This is a genomic window from Heyndrickxia sporothermodurans (assembly GCF_003055045.1).
Taxonomy (GTDB): domain Bacteria; phylum Bacillota; class Bacilli; order Bacillales; family Bacillaceae_C; genus Heyndrickxia; species Heyndrickxia sporothermodurans.
Genome location: NZ_NAZB01000010.1, coordinates 1 through 21,070, shown reverse-complemented (window position 1 = coordinate 21,070; position 21,070 = coordinate 1). Strand labels below are relative to the sequence as shown.

21 protein-coding genes, 18 tRNA genes and 1 rRNA gene are annotated in these 21,070 nt (G+C 37.2%); 3 read left to right on the top strand and 37 right to left on the bottom strand.

Features of this window, described 5'->3' with window-relative positions; genetic code table 11:
- Window positions 1-151: 151 nt before the first annotated feature.
- The 4 genes from B5V89_RS03735 to B5V89_RS03720 all read right to left on the bottom strand — a co-directional run bounded on the left by B5V89_RS03735 (window position 152) and on the right by B5V89_RS03720 (window position 3,279).
- Window positions 152-856 (bottom strand): N-acetyltransferase, encoded by a 705-nt coding sequence (locus tag B5V89_RS03735; protein ID WP_108070563.1) that lies wholly within the window; start codon window positions 854-856, stop codon window positions 152-154.
- Window positions 857-953: 97 nt separating this feature from the next.
- Window positions 954-2,177 carry a cation:proton antiporter gene (locus B5V89_RS03730; protein WP_066236013.1) on the bottom strand — a complete coding sequence of 408 codons (1,224 nt, stop codon included), beginning with the start codon at window positions 2,175-2,177 and terminating at the stop codon, window positions 954-956.
- Window positions 2,177-2,680 carry a cation:proton antiporter regulatory subunit gene (locus B5V89_RS03725; protein ID WP_066236014.1) on the bottom strand — a complete coding sequence of 168 codons (504 nt, stop codon included), beginning with the start codon at window positions 2,678-2,680 and terminating at the stop codon, window positions 2,177-2,179. The genes B5V89_RS03730 and B5V89_RS03725 overlap by 1 nt, the downstream gene beginning before the upstream one ends.
- A 50-nt stretch (window positions 2,681-2,730) precedes the next feature.
- Entirely contained in the window at window positions 2,731-3,279 is a 549-nt protein-coding gene (locus tag B5V89_RS03720; RefSeq protein ID WP_066236017.1) for a tyrosine-type recombinase/integrase, read from the bottom strand.
- Between the two features lie 187 nt (window positions 3,280-3,466).
- Here B5V89_RS03720 and B5V89_RS03715 point away from each other — a divergent pair, with 187 nt between their 5' ends.
- On the top strand, window positions 3,467-3,952 hold the full coding sequence (locus B5V89_RS03715) for a cation:proton antiporter regulatory subunit (RefSeq protein ID WP_066236019.1): 486 nt from the start codon (window positions 3,467-3,469) through the stop codon (window positions 3,950-3,952).
- A 92-nt stretch (window positions 3,953-4,044) separates the two neighbouring features.
- Here B5V89_RS03715 and B5V89_RS03710 read toward each other — a convergent pair whose 3' ends face one another.
- The 7 genes from B5V89_RS03710 to B5V89_RS03680 all read right to left on the bottom strand — a co-directional run bounded on the left by B5V89_RS03710 (window position 4,045) and on the right by B5V89_RS03680 (window position 11,632).
- Window positions 4,045-4,605 carry a GNAT family N-acetyltransferase gene (locus B5V89_RS03710; protein ID WP_066236021.1) on the bottom strand — a complete coding sequence of 187 codons (561 nt, stop codon included), beginning with the start codon at window positions 4,603-4,605 and terminating at the stop codon, window positions 4,045-4,047.
- A gap of 15 nt (window positions 4,606-4,620) precedes the next feature.
- Window positions 4,621-5,685: a C45 family autoproteolytic acyltransferase/hydrolase gene (locus B5V89_RS03705; protein ID WP_066236023.1), complete on the bottom strand. Its 1,065-nt coding sequence runs from the start codon at window positions 5,683-5,685 to the stop codon at window positions 4,621-4,623.
- 171 nt (window positions 5,686-5,856) lie between these two features.
- Window positions 5,857-6,783, bottom strand: a complete 927-nt coding sequence (locus B5V89_RS03700; protein WP_066236025.1) for an ABC transporter ATP-binding protein — start codon at window positions 6,781-6,783, stop codon at window positions 5,857-5,859.
- Between the two features lie 3 nt (window positions 6,784-6,786).
- On the bottom strand, window positions 6,787-7,848 hold the full coding sequence (locus B5V89_RS03695; protein WP_066236027.1) for an ABC transporter ATP-binding protein: 1,062 nt from the start codon (window positions 7,846-7,848) through the stop codon (window positions 6,787-6,789).
- Window positions 7,849-7,865: 17 nt separating this feature from the next.
- Window positions 7,866-8,885: an oligopeptide ABC transporter permease gene (gene opp3C / locus B5V89_RS03690; protein WP_107958624.1), complete on the bottom strand. Its 1,020-nt coding sequence runs from the start codon at window positions 8,883-8,885 to the stop codon at window positions 7,866-7,868.
- Window positions 8,885-9,814, bottom strand: a complete 930-nt coding sequence (gene opp3b, locus B5V89_RS03685; protein ID WP_108070547.1) for an oligopeptide ABC transporter permease — start codon at window positions 9,812-9,814, stop codon at window positions 8,885-8,887. The genes opp3C and opp3b overlap by 1 nt, the downstream gene beginning before the upstream one ends.
- A 141-nt stretch (window positions 9,815-9,955) precedes the next feature.
- Window positions 9,956-11,632, bottom strand: coding sequence for a peptide ABC transporter substrate-binding protein (locus tag B5V89_RS03680; RefSeq protein ID WP_108070545.1), 1,677 nt, complete (start codon window positions 11,630-11,632; stop codon window positions 9,956-9,958).
- Between the two features lie 325 nt (window positions 11,633-11,957).
- Between B5V89_RS03680 and B5V89_RS03675 the strand changes: the two genes are divergently transcribed.
- A complete protein-coding gene (locus tag B5V89_RS03675) occupies window positions 11,958-12,293 on the top strand; it encodes a DUF3899 domain-containing protein (RefSeq protein ID WP_107958762.1) in 336 nt (111 codons plus the stop codon).
- A gap of 36 nt (window positions 12,294-12,329) precedes the next feature.
- Here B5V89_RS03675 and B5V89_RS03670 read toward each other — a convergent pair whose 3' ends face one another.
- On the bottom strand, window positions 12,330-13,085 hold the full coding sequence (locus tag B5V89_RS03670; RefSeq protein WP_108070543.1) for a MerR family transcriptional regulator: 756 nt from the start codon (window positions 13,083-13,085) through the stop codon (window positions 12,330-12,332).
- Between the two features lie 137 nt (window positions 13,086-13,222).
- Between B5V89_RS03670 and B5V89_RS03665 the strand changes: the two genes are divergently transcribed.
- The gene (locus B5V89_RS03665) at window positions 13,223-13,594 is read left to right on the top strand and encodes a DoxX family protein (RefSeq protein ID WP_108070541.1); all 372 of its coding nucleotides are present in this window, start codon (window positions 13,223-13,225) and stop codon (window positions 13,592-13,594) included.
- 30 nt (window positions 13,595-13,624) lie between these two features.
- Here the strand turns inward: B5V89_RS03665 and B5V89_RS03660 are convergent, their stop codons facing one another.
- The 25 genes from B5V89_RS03660 to rrf all read right to left on the bottom strand — a co-directional run bounded on the left by B5V89_RS03660 (window position 13,625) and on the right by rrf (window position 20,862).
- Window positions 13,625-14,344: a YebC/PmpR family DNA-binding transcriptional regulator gene (locus B5V89_RS03660; RefSeq protein WP_108070539.1), complete on the bottom strand. Its 720-nt coding sequence runs from the start codon at window positions 14,342-14,344 to the stop codon at window positions 13,625-13,627.
- Window positions 14,345-14,591: 247 nt separating this feature from the next.
- A complete protein-coding gene (gene nagE, locus B5V89_RS03655; RefSeq protein WP_108070537.1) occupies window positions 14,592-16,043 on the bottom strand; it encodes an N-acetylglucosamine-specific PTS transporter subunit IIBC in 1,452 nt (483 codons plus the stop codon).
- A gap of 240 nt (window positions 16,044-16,283) precedes the next feature.
- Window positions 16,284-17,108 carry a PRD domain-containing protein gene (locus B5V89_RS03650; protein WP_108070535.1) on the bottom strand — a complete coding sequence of 275 codons (825 nt, stop codon included), beginning with the start codon at window positions 17,106-17,108 and terminating at the stop codon, window positions 16,284-16,286.
- A gap of 38 nt (window positions 17,109-17,146) precedes the next feature.
- On the bottom strand, window positions 17,147-17,641 hold the full coding sequence (locus B5V89_RS03645) for a PTS sugar transporter subunit IIA (protein ID WP_108070533.1): 495 nt from the start codon (window positions 17,639-17,641) through the stop codon (window positions 17,147-17,149).
- 223 nt (window positions 17,642-17,864) lie between these two features.
- Complete coding sequence (locus B5V89_RS03640) at window positions 17,865-18,125, bottom strand: DUF3949 domain-containing protein (protein ID WP_107958181.1); 261 nt, start codon at window positions 18,123-18,125, stop codon at window positions 17,865-17,867.
- A gap of 88 nt (window positions 18,126-18,213) precedes the next feature.
- Window positions 18,214-18,429: a gamma-type small acid-soluble spore protein gene (locus tag B5V89_RS03635; RefSeq protein WP_108070531.1), complete on the bottom strand. Its 216-nt coding sequence runs from the start codon at window positions 18,427-18,429 to the stop codon at window positions 18,214-18,216.
- Window positions 18,430-18,783: 354 nt separating this feature from the next.
- Window positions 18,784-18,857 (bottom strand) — tRNA-Ile (locus B5V89_RS03630).
- A 12-nt stretch (window positions 18,858-18,869) separates the two neighbouring features.
- Window positions 18,870-18,943, bottom strand: a tRNA-Gly gene (locus B5V89_RS03625).
- A 20-nt stretch (window positions 18,944-18,963) separates the two neighbouring features.
- Window positions 18,964-19,039, bottom strand: a tRNA-His gene (locus tag B5V89_RS03620).
- A gap of 12 nt (window positions 19,040-19,051) precedes the next feature.
- Window positions 19,052-19,122: transfer RNA gene (locus tag B5V89_RS03615), tRNA-Trp, on the bottom strand.
- A 3-nt stretch (window positions 19,123-19,125) separates the two neighbouring features.
- Window positions 19,126-19,209, bottom strand: a tRNA-Tyr gene (locus B5V89_RS03610).
- Window positions 19,210-19,245: 36 nt separating this feature from the next.
- Window positions 19,246-19,322, bottom strand: a tRNA-Asp gene (locus tag B5V89_RS03605).
- Window positions 19,323-19,341: 19 nt separating this feature from the next.
- A tRNA-Ser gene (locus tag B5V89_RS03600) sits at window positions 19,342-19,434 on the bottom strand.
- A gap of 6 nt (window positions 19,435-19,440) precedes the next feature.
- A tRNA-Ile gene (locus B5V89_RS03595) sits at window positions 19,441-19,514 on the bottom strand.
- A gap of 19 nt (window positions 19,515-19,533) precedes the next feature.
- Window positions 19,534-19,607: transfer RNA gene (locus B5V89_RS03590), tRNA-Met, on the bottom strand.
- An 86-nt stretch (window positions 19,608-19,693) separates the two neighbouring features.
- Window positions 19,694-19,766 (bottom strand) — tRNA-Ala (locus B5V89_RS03585).
- Between the two features lie 24 nt (window positions 19,767-19,790).
- Window positions 19,791-19,867: transfer RNA gene (locus B5V89_RS03580), tRNA-Pro, on the bottom strand.
- Between the two features lie 7 nt (window positions 19,868-19,874).
- Window positions 19,875-19,951: transfer RNA gene (locus B5V89_RS03575), tRNA-Arg, on the bottom strand.
- A 35-nt stretch (window positions 19,952-19,986) separates the two neighbouring features.
- Window positions 19,987-20,075, bottom strand: a tRNA-Leu gene (locus B5V89_RS03570).
- Between the two features lie 10 nt (window positions 20,076-20,085).
- A tRNA-Gly gene (locus B5V89_RS03565) sits at window positions 20,086-20,160 on the bottom strand.
- Between the two features lie 8 nt (window positions 20,161-20,168).
- Window positions 20,169-20,241: transfer RNA gene (locus tag B5V89_RS03560), tRNA-Lys, on the bottom strand.
- A 55-nt stretch (window positions 20,242-20,296) separates the two neighbouring features.
- Window positions 20,297-20,372 (bottom strand) — tRNA-Thr (locus B5V89_RS03555).
- Between the two features lie 173 nt (window positions 20,373-20,545).
- Window positions 20,546-20,621 (bottom strand) — tRNA-Val (locus B5V89_RS03550).
- A gap of 3 nt (window positions 20,622-20,624) precedes the next feature.
- Window positions 20,625-20,699 (bottom strand) — tRNA-Glu (locus tag B5V89_RS03545).
- Window positions 20,700-20,745: 46 nt separating this feature from the next.
- Window positions 20,746-20,862: ribosomal RNA gene (gene rrf / locus B5V89_RS03540) — 5S ribosomal RNA — on the bottom strand.
- Between the last annotated feature and the right edge of the window lie 208 nt (window positions 20,863-21,070).

The window sequence follows — 21,070 nt, the reverse complement described above, 5'->3', positions numbered from 1 at the left end:
TTCCTCTATAATTAGGCGATATTCCCCTATTTTCTACAAAATAATTGAAAAATGAAAATGAATCAAACGTTTGATTAAAAAGCGTAAAATCCGCCACCCTATCACCTTTTCACAATTTCCCTTATGAAAAAATTGTAGAAAACCGTAAATACTATTCATCTATTCCTTTTCCAAATTCAACCCAAATTTCACTACCTCGCATTTCCATCCGGATTCCTCTCCACCCTTGTGATAATAGTTTTTGTTGACCTGTCGTGTCATTCATATTCAGTGTAACTTTTTTTGCCCAAGCTTTGTTTTCATCTACCAGCTTTTTCACAAAAACATACCGTAATCGCCCGCCGTACTTTTCTTTCAGGGCAGCGATTTCCATGCCTTGAAAAAATTTATCTTTTAAACTAGGTATATTAAATGGGGCTACTGTACAACAAATATAAGAGTACTTTCCTTTTAATTTAGATAGCTCATTCATTATAATTTTTGCTAAAATCTGTTGAAGATGGTTTCCTCTATTTTGTGGATGAACATTCGAGATTTCTTGGTAGACCACACTCGATAGTTCTTCTTCTACTAATCCGATATCGTAACCTAAATGTTCGGAATCAATCGGGGGAATTAAAAGTGCACGAAACGCAATAAGCTGCTCGTTTACAAACGCCCCAACCATTAAACCTTTTCCGTCTAAAATATATTCAAATTCTTGCTGTGTTAGTGGTTGTAAACTCTCTTTATCTTCTAGCGAAGCAACAACCATTTTCTGTAATAGTAATATTTGTTCAATATGAGAACTTGTTAATCTTAATACTTTATATGGTGTTCCATCATGTTTCAACGTACCTTCATAGATGATTTTCACAACTAATCCCTCACATGTTTTAAAATTACACTTATTGCTTATCATACATGAAATTGAATGTTTAAAAAATAAATGCCCCAACATGTGGGGCACCTATTCATAAGACCTTTTTTTCGTTTATCTTTTTTGTTTGATTACTCCATTTAAAGATCTTATCCAAAAATTGATAAATTGCTTTTGATTCTTTCGTCATGAGAGGCCCTAAAACAGCCAATATAAGAACATAAAGTGCCGTGAACGGTTTTAAAATTGGTAGTAATCCGCCAGCAAGTCCCAGATTAGCAACGATGATGGAAAACTCACCTCTGGAAACAATGGTTAGACCAATATTTGCAGATGCCTTATGGGATAACCCAGCTTTTCTGCCTGAAATCATTCCAGCGATAAAATTTCCAATAATCGTAAGGGCAACTGCCCCTAATGCAAGCCAAATGGCCCCACCTAAGGAAAACGGATCGATTGTTAAGCCAAAGCTAAAGAAGAAAATCGCACCAAAGAAATCTCTAAAAGGAATAACCAAATGTTCAATACGCTTTCGATGCTCTGTTTCTGAAAAGACAAGGCCTAAAAGCAATGCACCGATTGCCTCAGCAACGTGAATCGTTTCCGAAAAACCGGCAATAAAAAATAATGAAGCAAAAACGACAAGAATGAAAATTTCATTTGAACGGATATTAAGGAGCTTATTGATAATAGGCGCTCCCTTGCGAGCAATGATTAAAAATATAATCATGTACCCAAGGCAAATAAGAACAGATCCAATCGTGCCCAAAATGGAAGTAGAACCTCCTAATAAAAGTCCGGACATGATGGATAAAAAAACGGCGAGGAAAATATCATCGAACAAAATAATCCCTAAAATAAGCTCTGTTTCGGAATTAGCTGTTCGTTTTAAATCAACGAGTACTTTGGCCACAATGGCAGTTGAAGAGACGCTTAACAATCCAGCGATAATAAGGGACTCATAAAACGGAAATCCAACGATAAATCCATAAAGCAGACCCAACACAAAATTCATCGTTACATAGATTGATCCTCCGATAACAATGGATCGTCCTGATTTGATTAACTTTCCAACAGAAAACTCAATACCTAGATAGAAGAGGAGAAAGAGGACACCAATCCGACCTAAAAACTCAATGAACTCGGAACTCTCAATAAATTTTAGATTAATCACGCCAATCGTCGGGGCATGTGGACCGACAAGCATTCCCATAATGATTAAAAATGGAATGATTGAAAACTTCATTTTCCCTGCTACGATCGCCGCAAGCGCAATCAATACCAATGCTGTACCAACTTCTAATACTAAATGATTCATCAAGTATCACCACGCCCATTGGACAGCAGCTCACTGATTAGAGTTTTCAGTTCTTTTCTTTCCCCTGAAAGGACAAGTGTATCCCCTTCATCAATAAGAGATTCAGGGCCCGGATTCAATATTTTTTTCATATTTTTCTTTAAAATGGCTATAACCGTTACGTTATATTTGTTTCTAATTTCAAGTTCCCCGATATTTTTACGAATAGCTGGTGAGTTAGGCTCAACTTTAAACCATTCAATCACCAATCCATCAAAGGCCATTTCGATTGTTTCAAGTGTTTGAGGCTTGTAAATCATTCCTCCTAAAATAGCTGCAAGATTTCTAGCTTCGGAATCGTTTAATGTTGTGCTCGAAATACTTTCTTCATGATTCGAATCTTCATAGTAATACATTTCTCTTCGTCCATCATCATGAACAATAATCACAATTTTTTCTTTATTATTTGTAATAATCTCAAATTTCCTTCCGATTCCCGGTAACTCACTCTCCCTAATATTCATTGTATTTCCTCCCTCATATGTTTTGTAACAGATTTAGGAGCATTTGAAGCTCAAAGGTTTACATCTATTTCTGTTTGTATGATTTCGTCCTTTGTAATTCCAAGATATTTACGGGTTTCAGATGGTGTCGCGTGATGGAAATGCTTCTGAAGCAGTGAAATGGCAACGCCTCTCTTATATGCGTGGTATCCGAATGTTTTCCGCATGGAATTGGTTCCAATTTTCCCCTCAATCCCAACTGCAACTGCAGCATCATGAATAATTCGGTAAGCCTGTTGGCGTGTAATCGGTTTTTTTGTTTTAGTGGATTGGAATAAATAGGATTCTTTAGATAAATCGTTCGTGTGAATATAGTGCAGTAGAGCACTTTTTACTTTGTGGTTAAGATACACATTCCTATCAGGCAGGCTGTAAAAATTTCTTATTTTATCTTCCGTTTCAAAAACATCTTCTACCTTTAGTTCCAAAATTTCAGTGATCTTTAACCCCGTATTTATTCCAAAAACAAAGAGGACGTAATCCCGTTCTGAATGCTTTTTTAAATATCTCTTCATGGAATTAATTTGCTTAATATCCTTAAGAGCTTCAACGTATTCCATTTGCTTATTCTCCTTAATCAATGTTACTTAATCATATAATAACATATGGTTATGTAATATTACGAATGTGTTTTTGACAAAATTCAAAACAATACTGCTTCTATGAATGCCCCTTTATTATTCGGTCACAATCGGATAGTATTAAATATACAATAATCATTATGTCCAAAACTAAGGAGCGAGTAAATTGAATATCCGTGAATGTGAACTCCCGGGCATCGGACAGAAAATTGAAATTCAAACAGATGGAAATGAAAAAATCGTCGTCATTATGCATGAAGACGGTCAAAGAGAAATTTATCAATTCGACTCCATGAATGCGGAGGAAAGCTCAGGCCGTGTTACATTAACTGATGAAGAATCTAGACAAATTGCTGCAATATTAGGAGGAATTATTTATAAACCGAAGGCAATTGAAAACTTGGAGCATGCTTTTGACGAGTTAGTATTTGAATGGTGTAAAGTTGATGCAAACGCACGCATTATCAACCGCGCAATTGGCGAAATAAAATTTAGAGATGAGTTTGGCGTTACAATCATTGCAATTATAAGGAAAAACCATGAAAGGATATTAAATCCGGGGGCAAATGAAACCTTTCACAAAGGAGATACAGTTGTTTTGTCGGGGGAACGCGCAAAAATTCAAGCGGTTATTGCTAAGTTGTTTAATTAGACTGAATTATTTCGGTTGAACACATATGATGATGCTTATATAGGGTACAAGAATAGGAATTTAGAAAGAGAGGCCTAAGCCTCTCCTTTTGTTTATACATTTTTGACCATGTAATCAAATTCATGCCCATTAATCATGATGTTTTTTTCCTTCATGTAACCAAGCTTTTCGTATAGCCGTTTTGCTCCAGGATTATCTTCTGCAACATTTAAGCTGACTCTCGTAAACCCTTTATCCTTTGCCACCTGTTCCACACTTTGAATAAGGAATGTGCCGATTCCTCTTCCTTGAAAATCAGGAACAACGCTGACCGTATCAATATAATAATCACCTTTGTCAGCTTCATTATCGAATGGCTCTACATGACTCTTCCCTATTCTTTTCAGTCTTTCAAGAATCGGCTTGTCCAACTCTACGGCATCGTCACCAGAATAGGCGATGAGAATACCTGCTACTTTCCCATCAATTTCTGCGACAATACTATTTTGATAGCTCAATCGATTATTTTCTTGACGAAATAGTTCTGATAGTACCTCTCTGATTTTCTCTGTTTCCTTTTCCCCTGTTAATGCTTCCGCAATATCATGTATCGCTAAATGGATATAATCTGCTGCTTCCTTTGCATCACTTTTCATAGCTAATCTGCATTCCATGTTGTTGTCACTCCTCTATTTTCTCGACCAATCTGCCCCAGCATCCATATGGACAAAAGGGATCGTAGTATCAATTTCTCCTGTTATCCTTTCAATAGTGATGTCCTCACCACTCAACCATCTATGCCAATCAAACTCATATGGCTCAACATCTCCACCAAGTGCAAACCATGCTTTCATTTCACGAGGTAAGTATGCCGAAGTATGAATCGTTCCCGCCCAGCTCCCATATAAATCGGAAAAAACACCTTTATCGGTATTATTCAATAAACGAAAAGCTTCCTGTGCTCCTGAAATTGCTTCTTGGTTTGCTTGTAAAATTTGTAACCTCCGCTTTGAATCAACGAGATGATGGCGATTTTCATCTTGCATTAATTCAAAATGATTCGTGCAAGCATTTGCTTGACGAACCTTCACACCCCGTGGAGTAGTTTCCACTATTTTTGTCGTACTACTTTTATCGTATACAACATATGTAAAGGAATGGCGATGTGGAATTTCTTTCAGCATTTCAACGGCTTCTTCCACATTTGCACATGATTCTAATACTAATCTTCCTATCATACAGCAAATAAACCCATCTCCTGGATTTTTGCGATTCATAAAGTTATAGCCCATCGAAAGTCCCTTTTCGTTCATCCCATCCATTCGTCCAGTGATTCGCTGACTCGGACCTATAATCGCATAACCTTGATCGGTCGGCTGAAAAAACGTATAGCGACCTTCATATGTCTTTGGATGATAATCATAATTACGAATTAAATAATGATCACCCGTTAAAATGGAACAGCCGGATCGAACATAATCTAAGCGATAGCCGCCGAATTCCATCAACACTCGTTCTATCGGCCATTCTAGTGCATCTTGCAAACCAAGCAATTCATCCCATATACCCGGAGCAAAGCGAGTAATTGCTTGTTTTACTTCCTCTACTTCCACAGTAAAGCGCGGTTTTCTTACTTGCCATTGCTTTTCGCGATTTTGAATAATGAGCGAATCCTTTAACTTTTTCCCTTGCATATAGCCAAAATCATAATGTGTGCCGCGAAATTGAATAATCTCACTATAAATTTGCCTCATGTTGATCCCTCTTAAAATTAATATGACTTCATATATTTAGGATACGGGATAATCTGGTGAAAATAAAGGATACAATCTTTTAAAGGACATATTTAGATAACGGAACTCGTGTCTGTCGCCGAATATAACAAAAGACCAAATCAATAAATGATTTGGTCCAAAGGAAATCTATTACTGCTCTTTATATTTTTTAAATTCTTTCTCAGAGCAATATACAAAATGCCCCGGTGTCACTTCACGCATTTTAATTTCTTCGCCTTGTTCATATTGATGGACAGCTGGGTCATATGTTTGGCGTACACGTGTCCGTTCATAATCCGGATCTGGCAATGGAATAGCTGAAAGCAATGATTGCGTATAAGGATGTAAGGGATTATTGTATAAATCTTCTGCTGGAGCTAACTCCACTAGCTTACCAAAATACATAACCCCGATACGGTCACTTATATATTTAACCATTGATAAATCATGGGCGATAAATAAATAAGTTAACCCTTTTTCCTTTTGCAGCTTCTTCATTAAATTAACTACTTGTGCTTGAATGGATACATCCAATGCCGAAATAGGTTCATCCGCAATGATAAATTCAGGATTAACAGCAAGAGCTCGGGCAATTCCGATCCTCTGTCTTTGCCCACCGGAAAATTCATGTGGATAGCGATTGGCATGCTCGCGATTTAAACCAACCGTTTCAAGAAGATGTGCAACCATGTCCATTCTTTCTTTTGGAGATTTGGCTAATCCATGGATGTCAATACCTTCTGCAATGATATCCGCAACTTTTGTACGTGGATTAAGTGACGCATATGGATCCTGAAAAATCATTTGCATTTTTTGATGGAATTTTTTCAATTGTCCTTTTGACTTCTTCGCATGAACATTTTCTCCTTTAAAAAGGACTTCTCCACCTGTTGCATCATAAAGTCGAATAATCGTACGTCCAGTTGTTGACTTCCCACAACCAGATTCACCTACAAGGCCAAGCGTTTCTCCTTTATAAATATCGAAGGAAATATCGTCAACAGCGCGCACTTCATTCGACGATCCCATATTAAAATACTGCTTTAAATTTTTTATTTCTAATAATTTTTCTGCCATTTTTTATTTCGCCTCCTTATTAGGAGCTGACTTTTTATTAGCGTTAAATTTCTTCATGCGCATTTGAACTGCTGCCGGTGGTTCCACTTTTGGTGCATCCGGGTGGAGCAGCCATGTTGCAGCATAATGCGTATCAGATATTTTAAACATTGGCGGTTCTTTTTCATAATCTATTTTCAACGCATAAGGGTTACGAACAGCGAATGCATCACCCTTTGGCGGATTTAGCAAGTCCGGTGGTGTTCCTGGAATGACAAATAATTCTTCATCGTTCGCATCAAGACTTGGCATAGAACTGATTAATCCCCAAGTGTATGGATGTTTAGGATTATAAAAAATTTCATCGACGGTTCCTACTTCAACAATTTTTCCACCATACATAACAGCCACACGATCGGCAACATTTGCAACAACACCCAAATCATGGGTAATAAAAATAATAGAAGTATCTACTTTCTTTTGCAGTTCTTTCATCAAGTCTAAAATTTGACCTTGAATGGTTACGTCTAATGCTGTTGTTGGTTCATCAGCGATTAATACTTTTGGATTACATGCTAGTGCAATCGCAATAACTACACGTTGTCTCATCCCGCCTGAAAATTGGTGAGGGTATTGTTTCATACGAGATTCTGGTTTCGGAATTCCCACTAGTTTTAATAAATTGATTGCGCGTTTTCTCGCTTCGTCTTTTCCTAAATGTTGATGTTTCAACAGTGGTTCCATAATTTGCTTTCCGATGGTCATCGTTGGGTTAAGTGAAGTCATCGGATCTTGGAAGATCATCGAAATATCTTTTCCGCGAACTTTTTGCATCTCTTTTTCTGAAGCTTTTGCAATATCCTTTCCATTAAAAAGGATTTGACCTGACTTGATTTCGGAGTTACCGGGTGGCAACAATCGCATAATGGATTTTGTTGTGACCGATTTACCGGAACCTGATTCCCCAACAATCGCTAATGTTTCACCTTCATACAGATCAAAGCTAACTCCTCGAATCGCTTTAACTTCACCAGCGAACGTATGAAATGAAATATTAAGATCTTTTACTTCAAGCATTTTTTTCATGTTTCTCACCTCGCTCTTTAATCTCTCATTTTCGGATCAAATGCATCACGTAGTCCGTCTCCGATTAAGTTACTTGCAACTAAAATAATACAAATGACAATACATGGAATAATCATTAAGTGAGGTAAGAACTGGAATGTTTTATATCCATCCTCAATCAATGTTCCTAAAGATGCTTTAGGTGCTTGTAAACCAATACCGATAAAGCTTAAGAATGCTTCAAAAAATATCGCACTTGGAATTGTAAACATCGTATTGATGATTATAACCCCTGATAAATTTGGTAATAAATGTTTAAATAAGATTCTGCTATTTGATGCGCCAAGTGTTTTCGATGCCATGACATATTCTTGGCTTTTTAGTTTTAATACTTGTCCACGGACGACCCGTGCCATTCCTATCCATCCTGTGATAACCATGGCAACTGTTATTGATAATATCCCCGGTTCCATAATTAATAGCATGAGAATTACAACAATTAAATTTGGAATACCAGAAAGCACCTCTAAAATACGTTGCATCACGTTATCTACTTGTCCACCTTTAAACCCTGAAACAAGTCCGTATGTTACTCCGATTATCATATCGATAAGCGCAGCTAGGAAGGCAATATATAATGAAACCCTTGTTCCAAGCCACACCCGTGAAAATAAATCCCGTCCAAGACCATCTGTTCCAAACCAATAATATTCTTTGATATGTTGTTCTTTATATATATTGGTTTCAACGCCGCCAATTTTTTGACTGCCATCAAATATTCCAATTTTCTCTAAGCCAGGTATTCTAGGAGGCAGGTTGGCATGAGATGTATTTTGTTCAGTTGGACTAAAGTGTGATAGGTGTGGTCCAATAATAGCCATAATAATGATTAACACTAAAAGGACTAAACTAATAATCGCACCTTTATTCTTCCGTACACGGAGCCAGGCATCCTTTGCGAATGAAAGCTGAGGTTTAGCAATTACTTCACTTTCATGTGGATTCACTGGAGCGGGCTCAAACATTTCTTTAGGTATTTTTTCTAACATTTCAGCCATTATTTTTTCCCTCCCGCTACACGAATTCTTGGATCAATGATTCCGTAAAGTATATCAACAATTAAAATGATTACTGTTAATAAGAAAGCAAAGAAAATGGTTGTTCCCATAATGATAGGAAAGTCATTCATTTGAATTGATTTAACAAACTGCTCTCCGATTCCGGGTATCGCAAAAATTTGTTCAACAACCATGGAACCAGTCATTAAACCAACCGCCATCGGTCCTAACACCGTAATTAACGGAATTAGTGCATTTCGGACAGCATGTTTAAAAGAAATTTCCATTTTTGAATTTCCTTTTGCTTTTGCTAATGTTATATAATCCGAACTTAACACTTCAATTAACTCTGTCCTCATGAATCGGGCAGCTGTTGCGATTGGGAAAATAGCCAATGCGATAGTAGGCATTATAGATGAGGCAAAACTATCCCATGAGGCAACTGGGAGCCATTCTAACTTAACTCCTATGATATATTGTAGTAGTGCAGCAAATACGAATGATGGGATCGATTTTCCTAACACTGCGAGGAATGTACTACCATAATCAATCCATGTATTTTGAAACATCGCTGCTAAAACACCTAGTAATATTCCGAAAATCGTTCCGATAAACATCGCTTGAAAGCCTAGCTGTAAGGATGGTCCCATTCGATTGATGAGCAGTTTCGTAACCGGCTGATTATCAAATTGGAATGATACCCCTAAATCACCTTTCACAATGTTTACCATATATCTTCCATACTGAACTGGAATTGGGTCATTTAATCCATACTTTTCTTGAAGGATGATCTTTTGTTCGTCAGATAGCTTTTCTTCTGCTCGAAACGGTGTACCCGGCAAAAATTTCATCAAAAAGAAAGTAAATGATGAAATAATAAACAAAGTAAGAATTAAATAAACAATTCTTTTTGAAATATACTTTGCCATCAAGCATACCTCCTAATCCAAATAATTTAAAATCTTCTAAATATGGTGATATATAAAGGGGAAAAGAGAGTAATCTTTTTATTGTAAAAAGATACTCTCTTTTTTTTGAAGACCTTCAATATATCCTATTGTCTAATCTTCTTATTTTTCGATTGTTACATTTTTCAACGTATAATCTGGTCCAAATAAATGTTCTTCAAACCCTTTTACATAAGGCTTAATTAATTTCAAGTGACCTCTTTGATAAATTGGAGCAATTGCTGTATCTTCTTGAATTAAAATCTTTTCAGCTTGTAGCAATGTTTCCCAACGTTTTTCAGGGTCATTTCCATATTTCACTTTTGCATCATTGATTAATTGATCATATTTTTTATTTGAATAACCTGTTTTGTTGTTTCCACCATCAGTTACAAATAAATCAAGATATGTCATTGCATCTAAATAGTCTGCTCCCCATCCAGCCATTTGAATTTCATAATCTTGTTTGTCTTGTTTTTGAACACGGATTTTAAATGGAACATTCGTTAATTTAATTGTTAATCCTGGTAAATTCTTTTGTAATTGATCCTTGAAGTATTCACTTGTTTTCTTCGCATTTTCTGTATCATCACTTAATAATTCAAGTGTTAAATCTTTAACTCCTAATTCTTTTAAGCCTTTTTCCCAATATTCTTTTGCTTTTGCTGTGTCAGTAGTTAGTAAATCTCCACTTGCATCACGGAAGTCTTTACCATCAGTAGGACTCTTCGCCACACCTTTAGGTACTAAACCGTTGCTTGGGAATGATCCATTTGAAAGGATAGTATCTGTGTATGCTTTTTTATCAAATGCCATAGCTAGTCCTTTACGAATATTTTCATTCGCTAAAGGTGTTTTCTTACCGTTACGAACTTGGTTGAATTTCAAATACCAAGAGCTTGATTCTACCATTTTTATTGTATCTTTATTGTTTGCATATTGTTTTGCAAATTCTGAACTTAATGCTGCTGTTAAGTCAGCTTTACCTGTGTTATATAGGTTAACAGCTGTATTTGGAGTTTTTGATACTTGTACATTTACTTCTTTTAATTTTACATTTTCTTTATCATAATAATTGTCATTTTTCACATATTTCCATGTTAAACCTGTTCCATCCCAATCTTTTAATACGAATGGACCATTTGCAAGCATATTGTCACTGTTTGTTCCGAATTTATCGCCTTTTTCCGTAACGAATTTTTCATTTAACGGAGCAAAAGTAGCAAACGCTAGTAATGAATCAAGATATGGAACTGCATTTTCTAGTGTAACTTTTAATGTATTGTCATCAACAGCTTGTACACCTAGTTGGTCAGGTTTTGCTTTTCCGTTCATAATTTCAGATGCATTTTTTACTACACCTTGAAACATGTACGCATATTGAGCACCTGTTTTAGGATCTACTGCTCTTCTCCAAGAGAAAACAAAATCTTTTGCTGTTACAGGGTCACCGTTAGACCATTTAGCATCTTTGCGAATTTTAAATGTATAAACTTTCCCATCTTTACTAATTTCAGGTTTTCCTTCTGCAAGTGCTGGTACCGGAACATCTTTGTCATTTAATGTATAAAGACCTTCTAATGTTTGTCCGAATACGATGAAACTTGCTTGGTCTGTTGCTAATGTTGGATCTCCTGTTGGGATTTCCGCAGTCTCAATCATATTGAGAACTTGGTCATTTTTTGACCCGCTATCGCCATTGCTTGAGCTTTTCTTATCGCTTCCCGCACCACATGCCGAAAGTACTAATGCAAGTGATAGGGCAATAGCAGTAAATAGATAAAATTTTGACTTTTTCATTTACTTGTCCCCTTTTTCTTTTATTGAAAAGATTCTAAAAAGCTTTTCTATTAATATTATATAATATTATTCTGATTTGTACATTATTTTAAAAAACATTTTTAACTTTTTTATGACATATTTATAGGCAAAATTACATTTATCTTCTATTTTTTACACTTTTCAATCGAAATATCGTTATAAATGTCGAAATATTGTTTTATATCAAAATAGTTTTAATTTCATTTCACAAAAGTTTTGTTTTAATTTTTATATTTTTTACTATATAATTTTCATTATCTTTATCTCCTCTTTTCCATTTCTTTTATTGAAAGGAATGATTCGATTGGTTAAAAAATATGTTATATGGGTGATTGTTTCACAAATAGTTGTCTTTCTGTTTTCTTTGGTCTTTTATCACTCCATTCATTTATTGGCATATATTAATGTTTCCTTTGTTGTCGGTGCTCTTCTTATATTAATAGCTTTAACAGGCTACATTATAAATAAAGGATTTTTTGATATTGTATTTGCTAGTTTTCAGCAAATGTTTAGTAAAATGAACGATGAAGAACGGAGACCATTGTCAAAATTAATTCCATTAAGGTACCATTTACCATTTACCGTGGGATTGGTTACGATTGTTTTAATGATCATTGCACTGTTCGTATATTATGGATAACAAAAAGGCGATTGGCGCACCAATCGCTTTTTTTGTTTACTTCTTAGTATAAATGCAAATCGCATCCCTCAAAAATTCGGTCATTCCTGGTTGCTTTTCATAGTATGATTTAAATCGTTCATCATCGACATACATTTGTGCAAGTCCTGCGTGGGCTTCTTTGCTGTATTCTTTCCAAGTAAAGGTCAACCATTGTTTATGCAAGTCTGCTGTTTTTTGTGCAAGCTCACTTGATGGATCACCCGTAGCGAAAGCTTCTACTAACGTTTCTATTACTTGTTTCTCTAGTTTTGTGAATCTTTCATATTGATCTTGAGTCATATTCATGAACTTTGCATTGGATTGGTCAATTGTTTCATTTCCGTACTTCTTTCGAACTTCATCACCGTATTTTTCTTCATTTTCCTCAATCATTTTTTTCTTAAAGCCCTCAAATTTCTCTTGATCCGTCATTTTTCTTCTCCCTTCCTTATAGCTAATCGTTTTATTTACATTTTCAATTAATAAATCTAGCTGTTTTCTTTTTTCGAGGAGTTTCTCACGATGATCCTTTAGTGCCTTTGTACTATCAAAGCCAGGAGTGTTCATGATCATTTTTATGTTTTCTAAACTAACACCTAATTCCCTGTAAAATAGAATTTGCTGCAGTCTGTCAACCTCAGTTTGCCCATAGATTCGATACCCTGATGAATTCATCCTTGCCGGCTTAAGAATGTCGATTTCATCATAATATCGAAGGGTTCTTGTACTAACTCCTGCTAATTTCGCTAGCTTTTGCACCGTATATTCCAACTTGATCACCTCCTCTTAATGTAAAGGTACACCTTTACGCAACGTTAATGTCAAATACTTTTTAATAAATTTTATAAGTAATACCCATTTTTTTGACATGGTTTGTCCTCTTATTCATATATTCAATTAAAGGAGGGATGACCATTCATACGAAAATCATTCGGTATTTAGTCGGTTATATTTTTATTACATCTGGAGTAATGAAAATAGTTAGTGAAGATTTGGGGAATTATTTTACTAGCTTAGGATTGCCTTACCCAATTTTACTAATGAATGCAGTAGCGATAATAGAACTTATTTGTGGAATCCTTATTTTAGCAAATAAATGGGTTAAACAAGCATCTATTCCGTTAATGGCCATTATGATTGCGGCAATCCTTTTAACAAAAGTGCCGATATTGCATACAGGATTGATTGCCTTTGCGTTCAATGCCAGGTTGGACATTATTATGCTGGGTCTATTAGCGATTCTTTACAAACAAGATATGAAAAACGTCCCTTTCAAATAACTGAAAGGGACGTGTAGAACAAATATAGTATTATTCGCTCAAATCTACATTATGATAAACTTGTTGAACATCTTCCAAATCCTCTAATACATCAATCATTTTTTCAAATTGTGCTTTTGCATCTTCTGGAAGTGTTATTTCGTTTTGGGCAAGCATAGTTAATTCAGCAACTGTAAATTCCGTGATTCCGGCACCTTTCAATGCTTCTTGTACGGCATGGAATTGATCAGGTTCGGCGTAGACAATGACAGAATCTTCTTCTTCAATAATGTCACGAACATCGATATCCGCTTCCATTAAAATTTCGAGTACTTCGTCCGCAGACTTTCCTTCAAGTCCGATCACAGCTGTTGCATCAAACATATATGCGACAGAACCACTGACACCCATATTACCGCCATTTTTACCAAAGGCTGCACGCACTTCTGATGCTGTCCGGTTCACATTATTTGTTAATGCATCGACGATAACCATTGAGCCATTTGGTCCAAAACCTTCGTAACGAAGCTCATCATAGTTTTCGTCTGAACCGCCTTTTGCTTTTTCAATTGCACGGTCGATAATATGTTTTGGTACGTTATATGTTTTCGCACGTTCAAGTACGAATTTTAATGCTTGGTTAGATTCAGGGTCTGGTTCACCTTGCTTTGCAGCTACATATATTTCACGACCGAATTTCGCATAGATACGACTTGTATTTGCGTCTTTTGATGCCTTTTTTTCTTTAATATTATTCCACTTACGTCCCATTATGAACACTCTCTTTCCACTTTAACTCTACTCAAAAATAGTAATACGAAATAAGCTACTTCATCAAGTTTTTTTCAAAATAGCTACAAGGGAACTTTTCCCATTACTCATCGCTATATTCTTCGTTTACTATTATACATTAAATGTAATAAAAGTATCGAGTAGTTAGCAAAAAAAGTAAGATCAAATGAATGGTGATGAAAAGAAGTGCAAAATCCATTTTAGATTTTGCACTTCTAGTAAACTATTAACCTTTTCTCATTCGATTAACTTCGTCAGCAACAAATTGTACGGATGTTCCAACAATTACCTGAATACTATGTGGACCAACAATATTAATCCCTGGTACTCCAGTTGCCTTAATCTTATTTTGGTCAACAGCGTTCATATCTTTTACTTCAACTCTTAAACGAGTTGTACAATTATCTACAGAAGTCACGTTCGCATCTCCGCCAAGACCTTCATAAATCTTAGTAGCCAATACTGTAAATTTATTATTTTTATCCGTTGCTGTACTTACTCCTTCATTGTCATCTACTATTTCTTCGCCTCTACCTGGAGTTGCCAAATTAAATTTCACAATAATAAAGCGGAATAAGAAGTAGTAAATAACCGCAAATACGAGACCTTGAACAATTAACATATAAGGTTGATTTGCAATTGGAATTTTCAAGCTTAATAAAAAGTCGACTAAACCTGCACTAAATCCGAACCCGGCTGTCCAATGGAATAGGGCGGCAATCATAAGTGATAGACCCGTTAAAATTGCATGGACAAAATACAAAGCTGGTGCAGCAAACATGAAAGCAAACTCAAGTGGTTCTGTAACACCAGTGAAAAATGCTGCGAATCCAGCGGCCATCATCAGGGCTGCTACCTGTTTCTTTTGCTTTGTTTTTGCTGTGTGGTACATTGCAAGGGCTGCTGCTGGTAAACCAAACATCATTACTGGGAAGAATCCTGCTTGATACATTCCAGTAACACCTTTCGTACCTTTGTTTGCCCAGAACTTGCCGATATCATCGATTCCTGCTACATCAAACCAGAAAACAGAGTTTAACGCATGGTGTAAGCCTGTTGGGATTAATAATCTGTTGAAGAATCCGTAAAGGCCCGCACCTGCAGCGCCTAATTTACTTATCGCTTCCCCGAATGAAACTAAACCTGTGAATACTACTGGCCAAACGAAAAACAAAATTACTGATACAACTAGCATAGAAACCGCTGTCATAATTGGAACTAAACGTTTTCCACTAAAGAAAGCCAATGCATCTGGTAATTGAACTTTACTAAATCGATTATACATATTTGCGGCAACAAGACCTGAAATAATACCAATGAACGCATTTCCTATTTTGGCAAAGGCAGGACTAACAGCTTTTGGATCAATGCTCTTTAACATTGCTACAGTATCTGTTGATAATAATGTTGTTACAACTAAATAAGCAACCAATCCACTTAGAGCCGCGGAACCATCTTTTTCTTTCGACATCCCTAAAGCAAGACCAACAGCAAATAGAATTGGAATGTTATCAATAATTGATTTTCCCGCACTAATTAAAAACGCGGCTGCCACATTTCCGGATCCCCAACCTGTAGGGTCAATCCAATAACCAATCCCCATCAATATAGCTGCTGCTGGTAATACAGCAACTGGTAACATCAATGATTTACCCATTCTTTGTAGATATTTCTTCATGGTAACTATTCCCCCCTAATAAAAACTTATCTGATTATTACTTAGTAGTTACTTCATCCGAACAAAACATTTTAATAAAAGAAGTTTTCTATAAAATAAAATGAATAAGAGAAAATACAAAAGATGGCACTTTCTATATAAAGAAGAATTCTATCAAATTATTAAAATGGTTCGTGATGTGAGTACTACTAATTACACTTCATTTCCCCTTTGCCTCACCTCCTTAAATTTTTTGATTTATTAACCCCACTGTTTTCTTAGTCTTTCAATATGGAGGGTAATATACCCTAGTTCATGTTCGGGCAAAGTGATGCGATATGAACTCAATATATTCTTTGCTATTTCTGTGGCACATTGATAGGACAGAGGAAATTTCTTTTTAATCATTTCAATCATTTCATTATCCATCGTATGGAGTTCATTTTGATTCATTCGCGTTAATGCAAATCGTAAATGTGTGATTAAGCGATGATAAGAGATATCGTCTTCATGAATATGGATGTTCAAAAACTCCGTTATTGTTTGAACAATATCTCTAATAATCGTAGTTTGAATAACGGTTTGACGCATATCGCCGCCCTGATCTTTCATTGTGTGAATATGGAGGGCGATATACGCAGCTTCATCAATGGGGAGTTCGATATTACATTTTTCTTTAATATATTTGATTGCCCAAAGACCGATTTCATACTCTTGTTTATAAAGTATTTTTATTTCATGTAATAACTTGTTTTTTAAATGAATGCCTTCCTGTTCTCTTTCTATCGCGAATGAAAGATGGTCGGTTAAGGCTATATGAATATGTTCATTTAACTTTGAACCAATATACTCTTCTGCATAAGTAATGATTTTTTCAGAGATGATAAAATGCTCTTCTGGGATTCGATTCAAAAGCTGTTGAAGTTTTTCATTTTCCTTCATGACAAATAGTTTTTCAATTTTTTGTTGATTGACAACATCATTTTTCTTTTTCCCATATACAATTCCTGTGCCAATTGCTATTTTCTCTTCCTGCCCATCCCTTACTACAACAGCATTATTATTTAGAATCTTTGATATCTTCATCGAGCCATCTCCTTGTTTTCACTATACGAAACAGTGTATTACTTATCGGAAGATGTTATCACTATCGTTTTTCCCTGTAAACCTTCCTTTTCTTCTGTAACAGTATACTGTTTCTTACCTTCCATACTATTAGTAATTACTATCGGGGTTATCGTGCTTTTGGCATTTTTCTTAATATATTCCCAATCCACTTCAATTAGTAGTTGCCCGGCAGAAACTTTGTCTCCATCCTTAACAGCCACATTAAATCCTTCTCCCTTTAAAGCAACCGTTTCTAATCCTACATGGATGAGTATTTCTGAACCATCATTTGCACGTATACCAACTGCATGCTTTGTTGGCGCAACCTGAATGACTGTTCCACTAGCAGGGGCATAGATATTTCCATTCGATGGTAGAATAGCGACCCCTTCCCCCATCATCTTTTGGCTAAAAACTGGATCTGGTACTTCTTCAATTGGAACAATTTGTCCATTAACTGGTGCATATATGTGTAATTCTTCTTTTTCTTTTTTAAAAAAATTAAATTTCATCGTAAGGACTCCTTTTTTCCTATGTTACAAATATTCATGGTTTAGCAAACAGTGATCAAATAAAACTATAAAAAGGCATGGCAGCACAATAAAAGGGTTAACCCTTTTACATACCACCATGCCTGATCGTATCAGTAACATGTGATCAATATCTTATTATTAGGTATATAGTAACATTCTCTCTACAAAAAGACAAGTAAGCGGTAACATTTTTTAAAACTTTTTATCCACGATAAGAATTTCGATGTCGTAGCTTGTAAATGAGTGCAGCGACTAAATTAGATGGCAGGTTCAAAAGATTGCCTTGAAGATTAAAATTTAGTTGTTCTTCCTCGAAGCTCATTTTTTCATACATTTCATTATGGTGCATATTTGCTTTCTTTTTTTGCTCCTTTATGGAAGAAATATTATTATACTCGATTGGGATCATTACGAGGAAATACAAAATTAAAACCGACCATATTATAATAAACGCGATATCCATACTACCACTCCTTTGTAGAAAATGATTGTTTCTACAATGTACTACGGATCGGGAAAGAAAATGTTTCATTCATTTAAATACATTTCTTTTATTTATTTGATCTCATGGATTCACTAATATTCCTTTTTACTTCCTCAACATTTGTATTACTGTATATACTTGTTCCATGACCGCCTGTTGTTTTAGCCAACCATTCCTTCACTTCATTATAAGACATGCCTGACTGCGCATTTTTTCTTTTCACGTCATCAATGCTTGTTCCAGCTACTGTAAATCCGCTATTATTACTTTGGTTTTCGCTCATAATATCCCTCCTAATACTATTTTCCATCATCAATATATTTTTATACTGTTGTCTTAGATATGCTCATAAAGTTTGTTGTTTATGAAAAAACAATGTCCGTTCCTTTCCGCTGCAGGAGCTTGCTTTTTCGCGGTGAGAAGTCGAGCCTCCTCGGCGCTACTGCGCCTGTGGGGTCACGACCTTTCCTCTATGTCCCGCAGGAGTCAAGCTCCTTCCGCTCCAATCCACTCAGCATTTTTAATATTATTTTGTGTTTAAAGAAAAACAACAATTTATCAGAAAAGAAGCTAAAGTACACAAAAAACTAGCTAAAATATGTAGCTAGTTTTTTTTAATAAAGAATATTTTTTTGAATGGGCCTAAATGGACTCGAACCATCGACCTCACGCTTATCAGGCGTGCGCTCTAACCAGCTGAGCTATAGGCCCTTTATGTAAATTTGGAGCGGGTGATGAGAATCGAACTCACGACAACAGCTTGGAAGGCTGTAGTTTTACCACTAAACTACACCCGCAAATATAAAATAATTTTCTATGGGGCGGCTGATGGGAATCGAACCCACGAATGTCGGAACCACAATCCGATGCGTTAACCACTTCGCCACAGCCGCCATAATAATTGACAGGGGTAGTAGGAATCGAACCCACATCAAAGGTTTTGGAGACCTTCGTTTTACCATTAAACTATACCCCTAACTGGTGGAGGGGGACGGATTCGAACCGCCGAACCCTAAGGAGCGGATTTACAGTCCGCCGCGTTTAGCCACTTCGCTACCCCTCCGATAAAGATAGTTATTAAGGGATAAATGATATTTAATGGCGGTCCGGACGGGACTCGAACCCGCGACCTCCTGCGTGACAGGCAGGCATTCTAACCAGCTGAACTACCGGACCGATTTATAAGTTACTTTTATGGCGGAGGAAGAGGGATTCGAACCCCCGCGCGGTGTAACCCGCCTGTCGGTTTTCAAGACCGATCCCTTCAGCCAGACTTGGGTATTCCTCCACTTTATGGACCCTGTAGGACTCGAACCTACGACCGGACGGTTATGAGCCGTCTGCTCTAACCAGCTGAGCTAAGGGTCCATCATTATTTATAATTTTATAGCGGCGGAGGGGATCGAACCCCCGACCTTACGGGTATGAACCGTACGCTCTAGCCAGCTGAGCTACACCGCCATGATAAGAAAAGCGCAAGCGCCTTGATTAGGCGCTGGAGCTGGACAGAAATGAAATGTCATGCTTTCATTTTCCTTTTAAAAAAATGGAGCCTAGCGGGATCGAACCGCTGACCTCCTGCGTGCAAAGCAGGCGCTCTCCCAGCTGAGCTAAGGCCCCATCATACTATTTGTATATTTTGAATGGTCGGGAAGACAGGATTCGAACCTGCGACCCCATGGTCCCAAACCATGTGCTCTACCAAGCTGAGCTACTTCCCGTACTAAATGGCGCGCCCGAGAGGAGTCGAACCCCTAACCTTTTGATCCGTAGTCAAACGCTCTATCCAATTGAGCTACGGGCGCATATTATGAAAGTTATTTTGCTTCGTAAAAAACTTTGGTGCCGAGGACCGGAATCGAACCGGTACGGTAGTCACCTACCGCAGGATTTTAAGTCCTGTGCGTCTGCCAGTTCCGCCACCCCGGCAAGGGTTATCTGGAGCGGAAGACGGGATTCGAACCCGCGACCCCCACCTTGGCAAGGTGGTGTTCTACCACTGAACTACTTCCGCAATTTTGATGAGCCATGAAGGACTCGAACCTTCGACCCTCTGATTAAAAGTCAGATGCTCTACCGACTGAGCTAATGGCTCAAAATATAATAAAGTTTTCTTTATCGATCCTATAACCAGTAATCCAAATAATATATGGTGCCGGCCAGAGGACTTGAACCCCCAACCTACTGATTACGATTCAGTTGCTCTACCAATTGAGCTAGGCCGGCGGATTAAGATATACTTCCAATATTTAATCTGCTAAAGAAGGTCGTCCAGCTTTCAGAATGATTATTCAAGAAGCTTCTCAAGCTGTACGCTGATGTTCCGCTTTGTAGCTTATTCGTTCGTGCTCTACCAATTGAGCTAGGCCGGCGGATTACACTTTTAAATTATCAAATAATGGTGGAGGATGACGGGATCGAACCGCCGACCCCCTGCTTGTAAGGCAGGTGCTCTCCCAGCTGAGCTAATCCTCCATATGGTGACCCGTACGGGATTCGAACCCGTGTTACCGCCGTGAAAGGGCGGTGTCTTAACCGCTTGACCAACGGGCCAAAACTTGTAAATTTCAGCAAAATAATAGCCCCAAATAGGGGCATAGCCTGGCAACGTCCTACTCTTGCAGGGGGAGAGCCCCCAACTACCATCGGCGCTGAGAAGCTTAACTTCCGTGTTCGGGATGGGAACGGGTGTGACCTTCTCGCCATAATTACCAGACTATTTATTTAAGGGATTGTTCCCTCAAAACTAGATAGATGAGAAATAGTAATAACGTTGAATCAACCTGTCCAGCTGCGGGCGCTATCGGCTCGCGTCACTTCACTTCTTCTGTCGAAGTCTTCCAGACTTCTCCGCCAGAAGCTCCAGTGAGTTTCGCCGATGGGCAAGCACCCTTCGCTTTTCTAATTAGGATAAGTCTTCGACC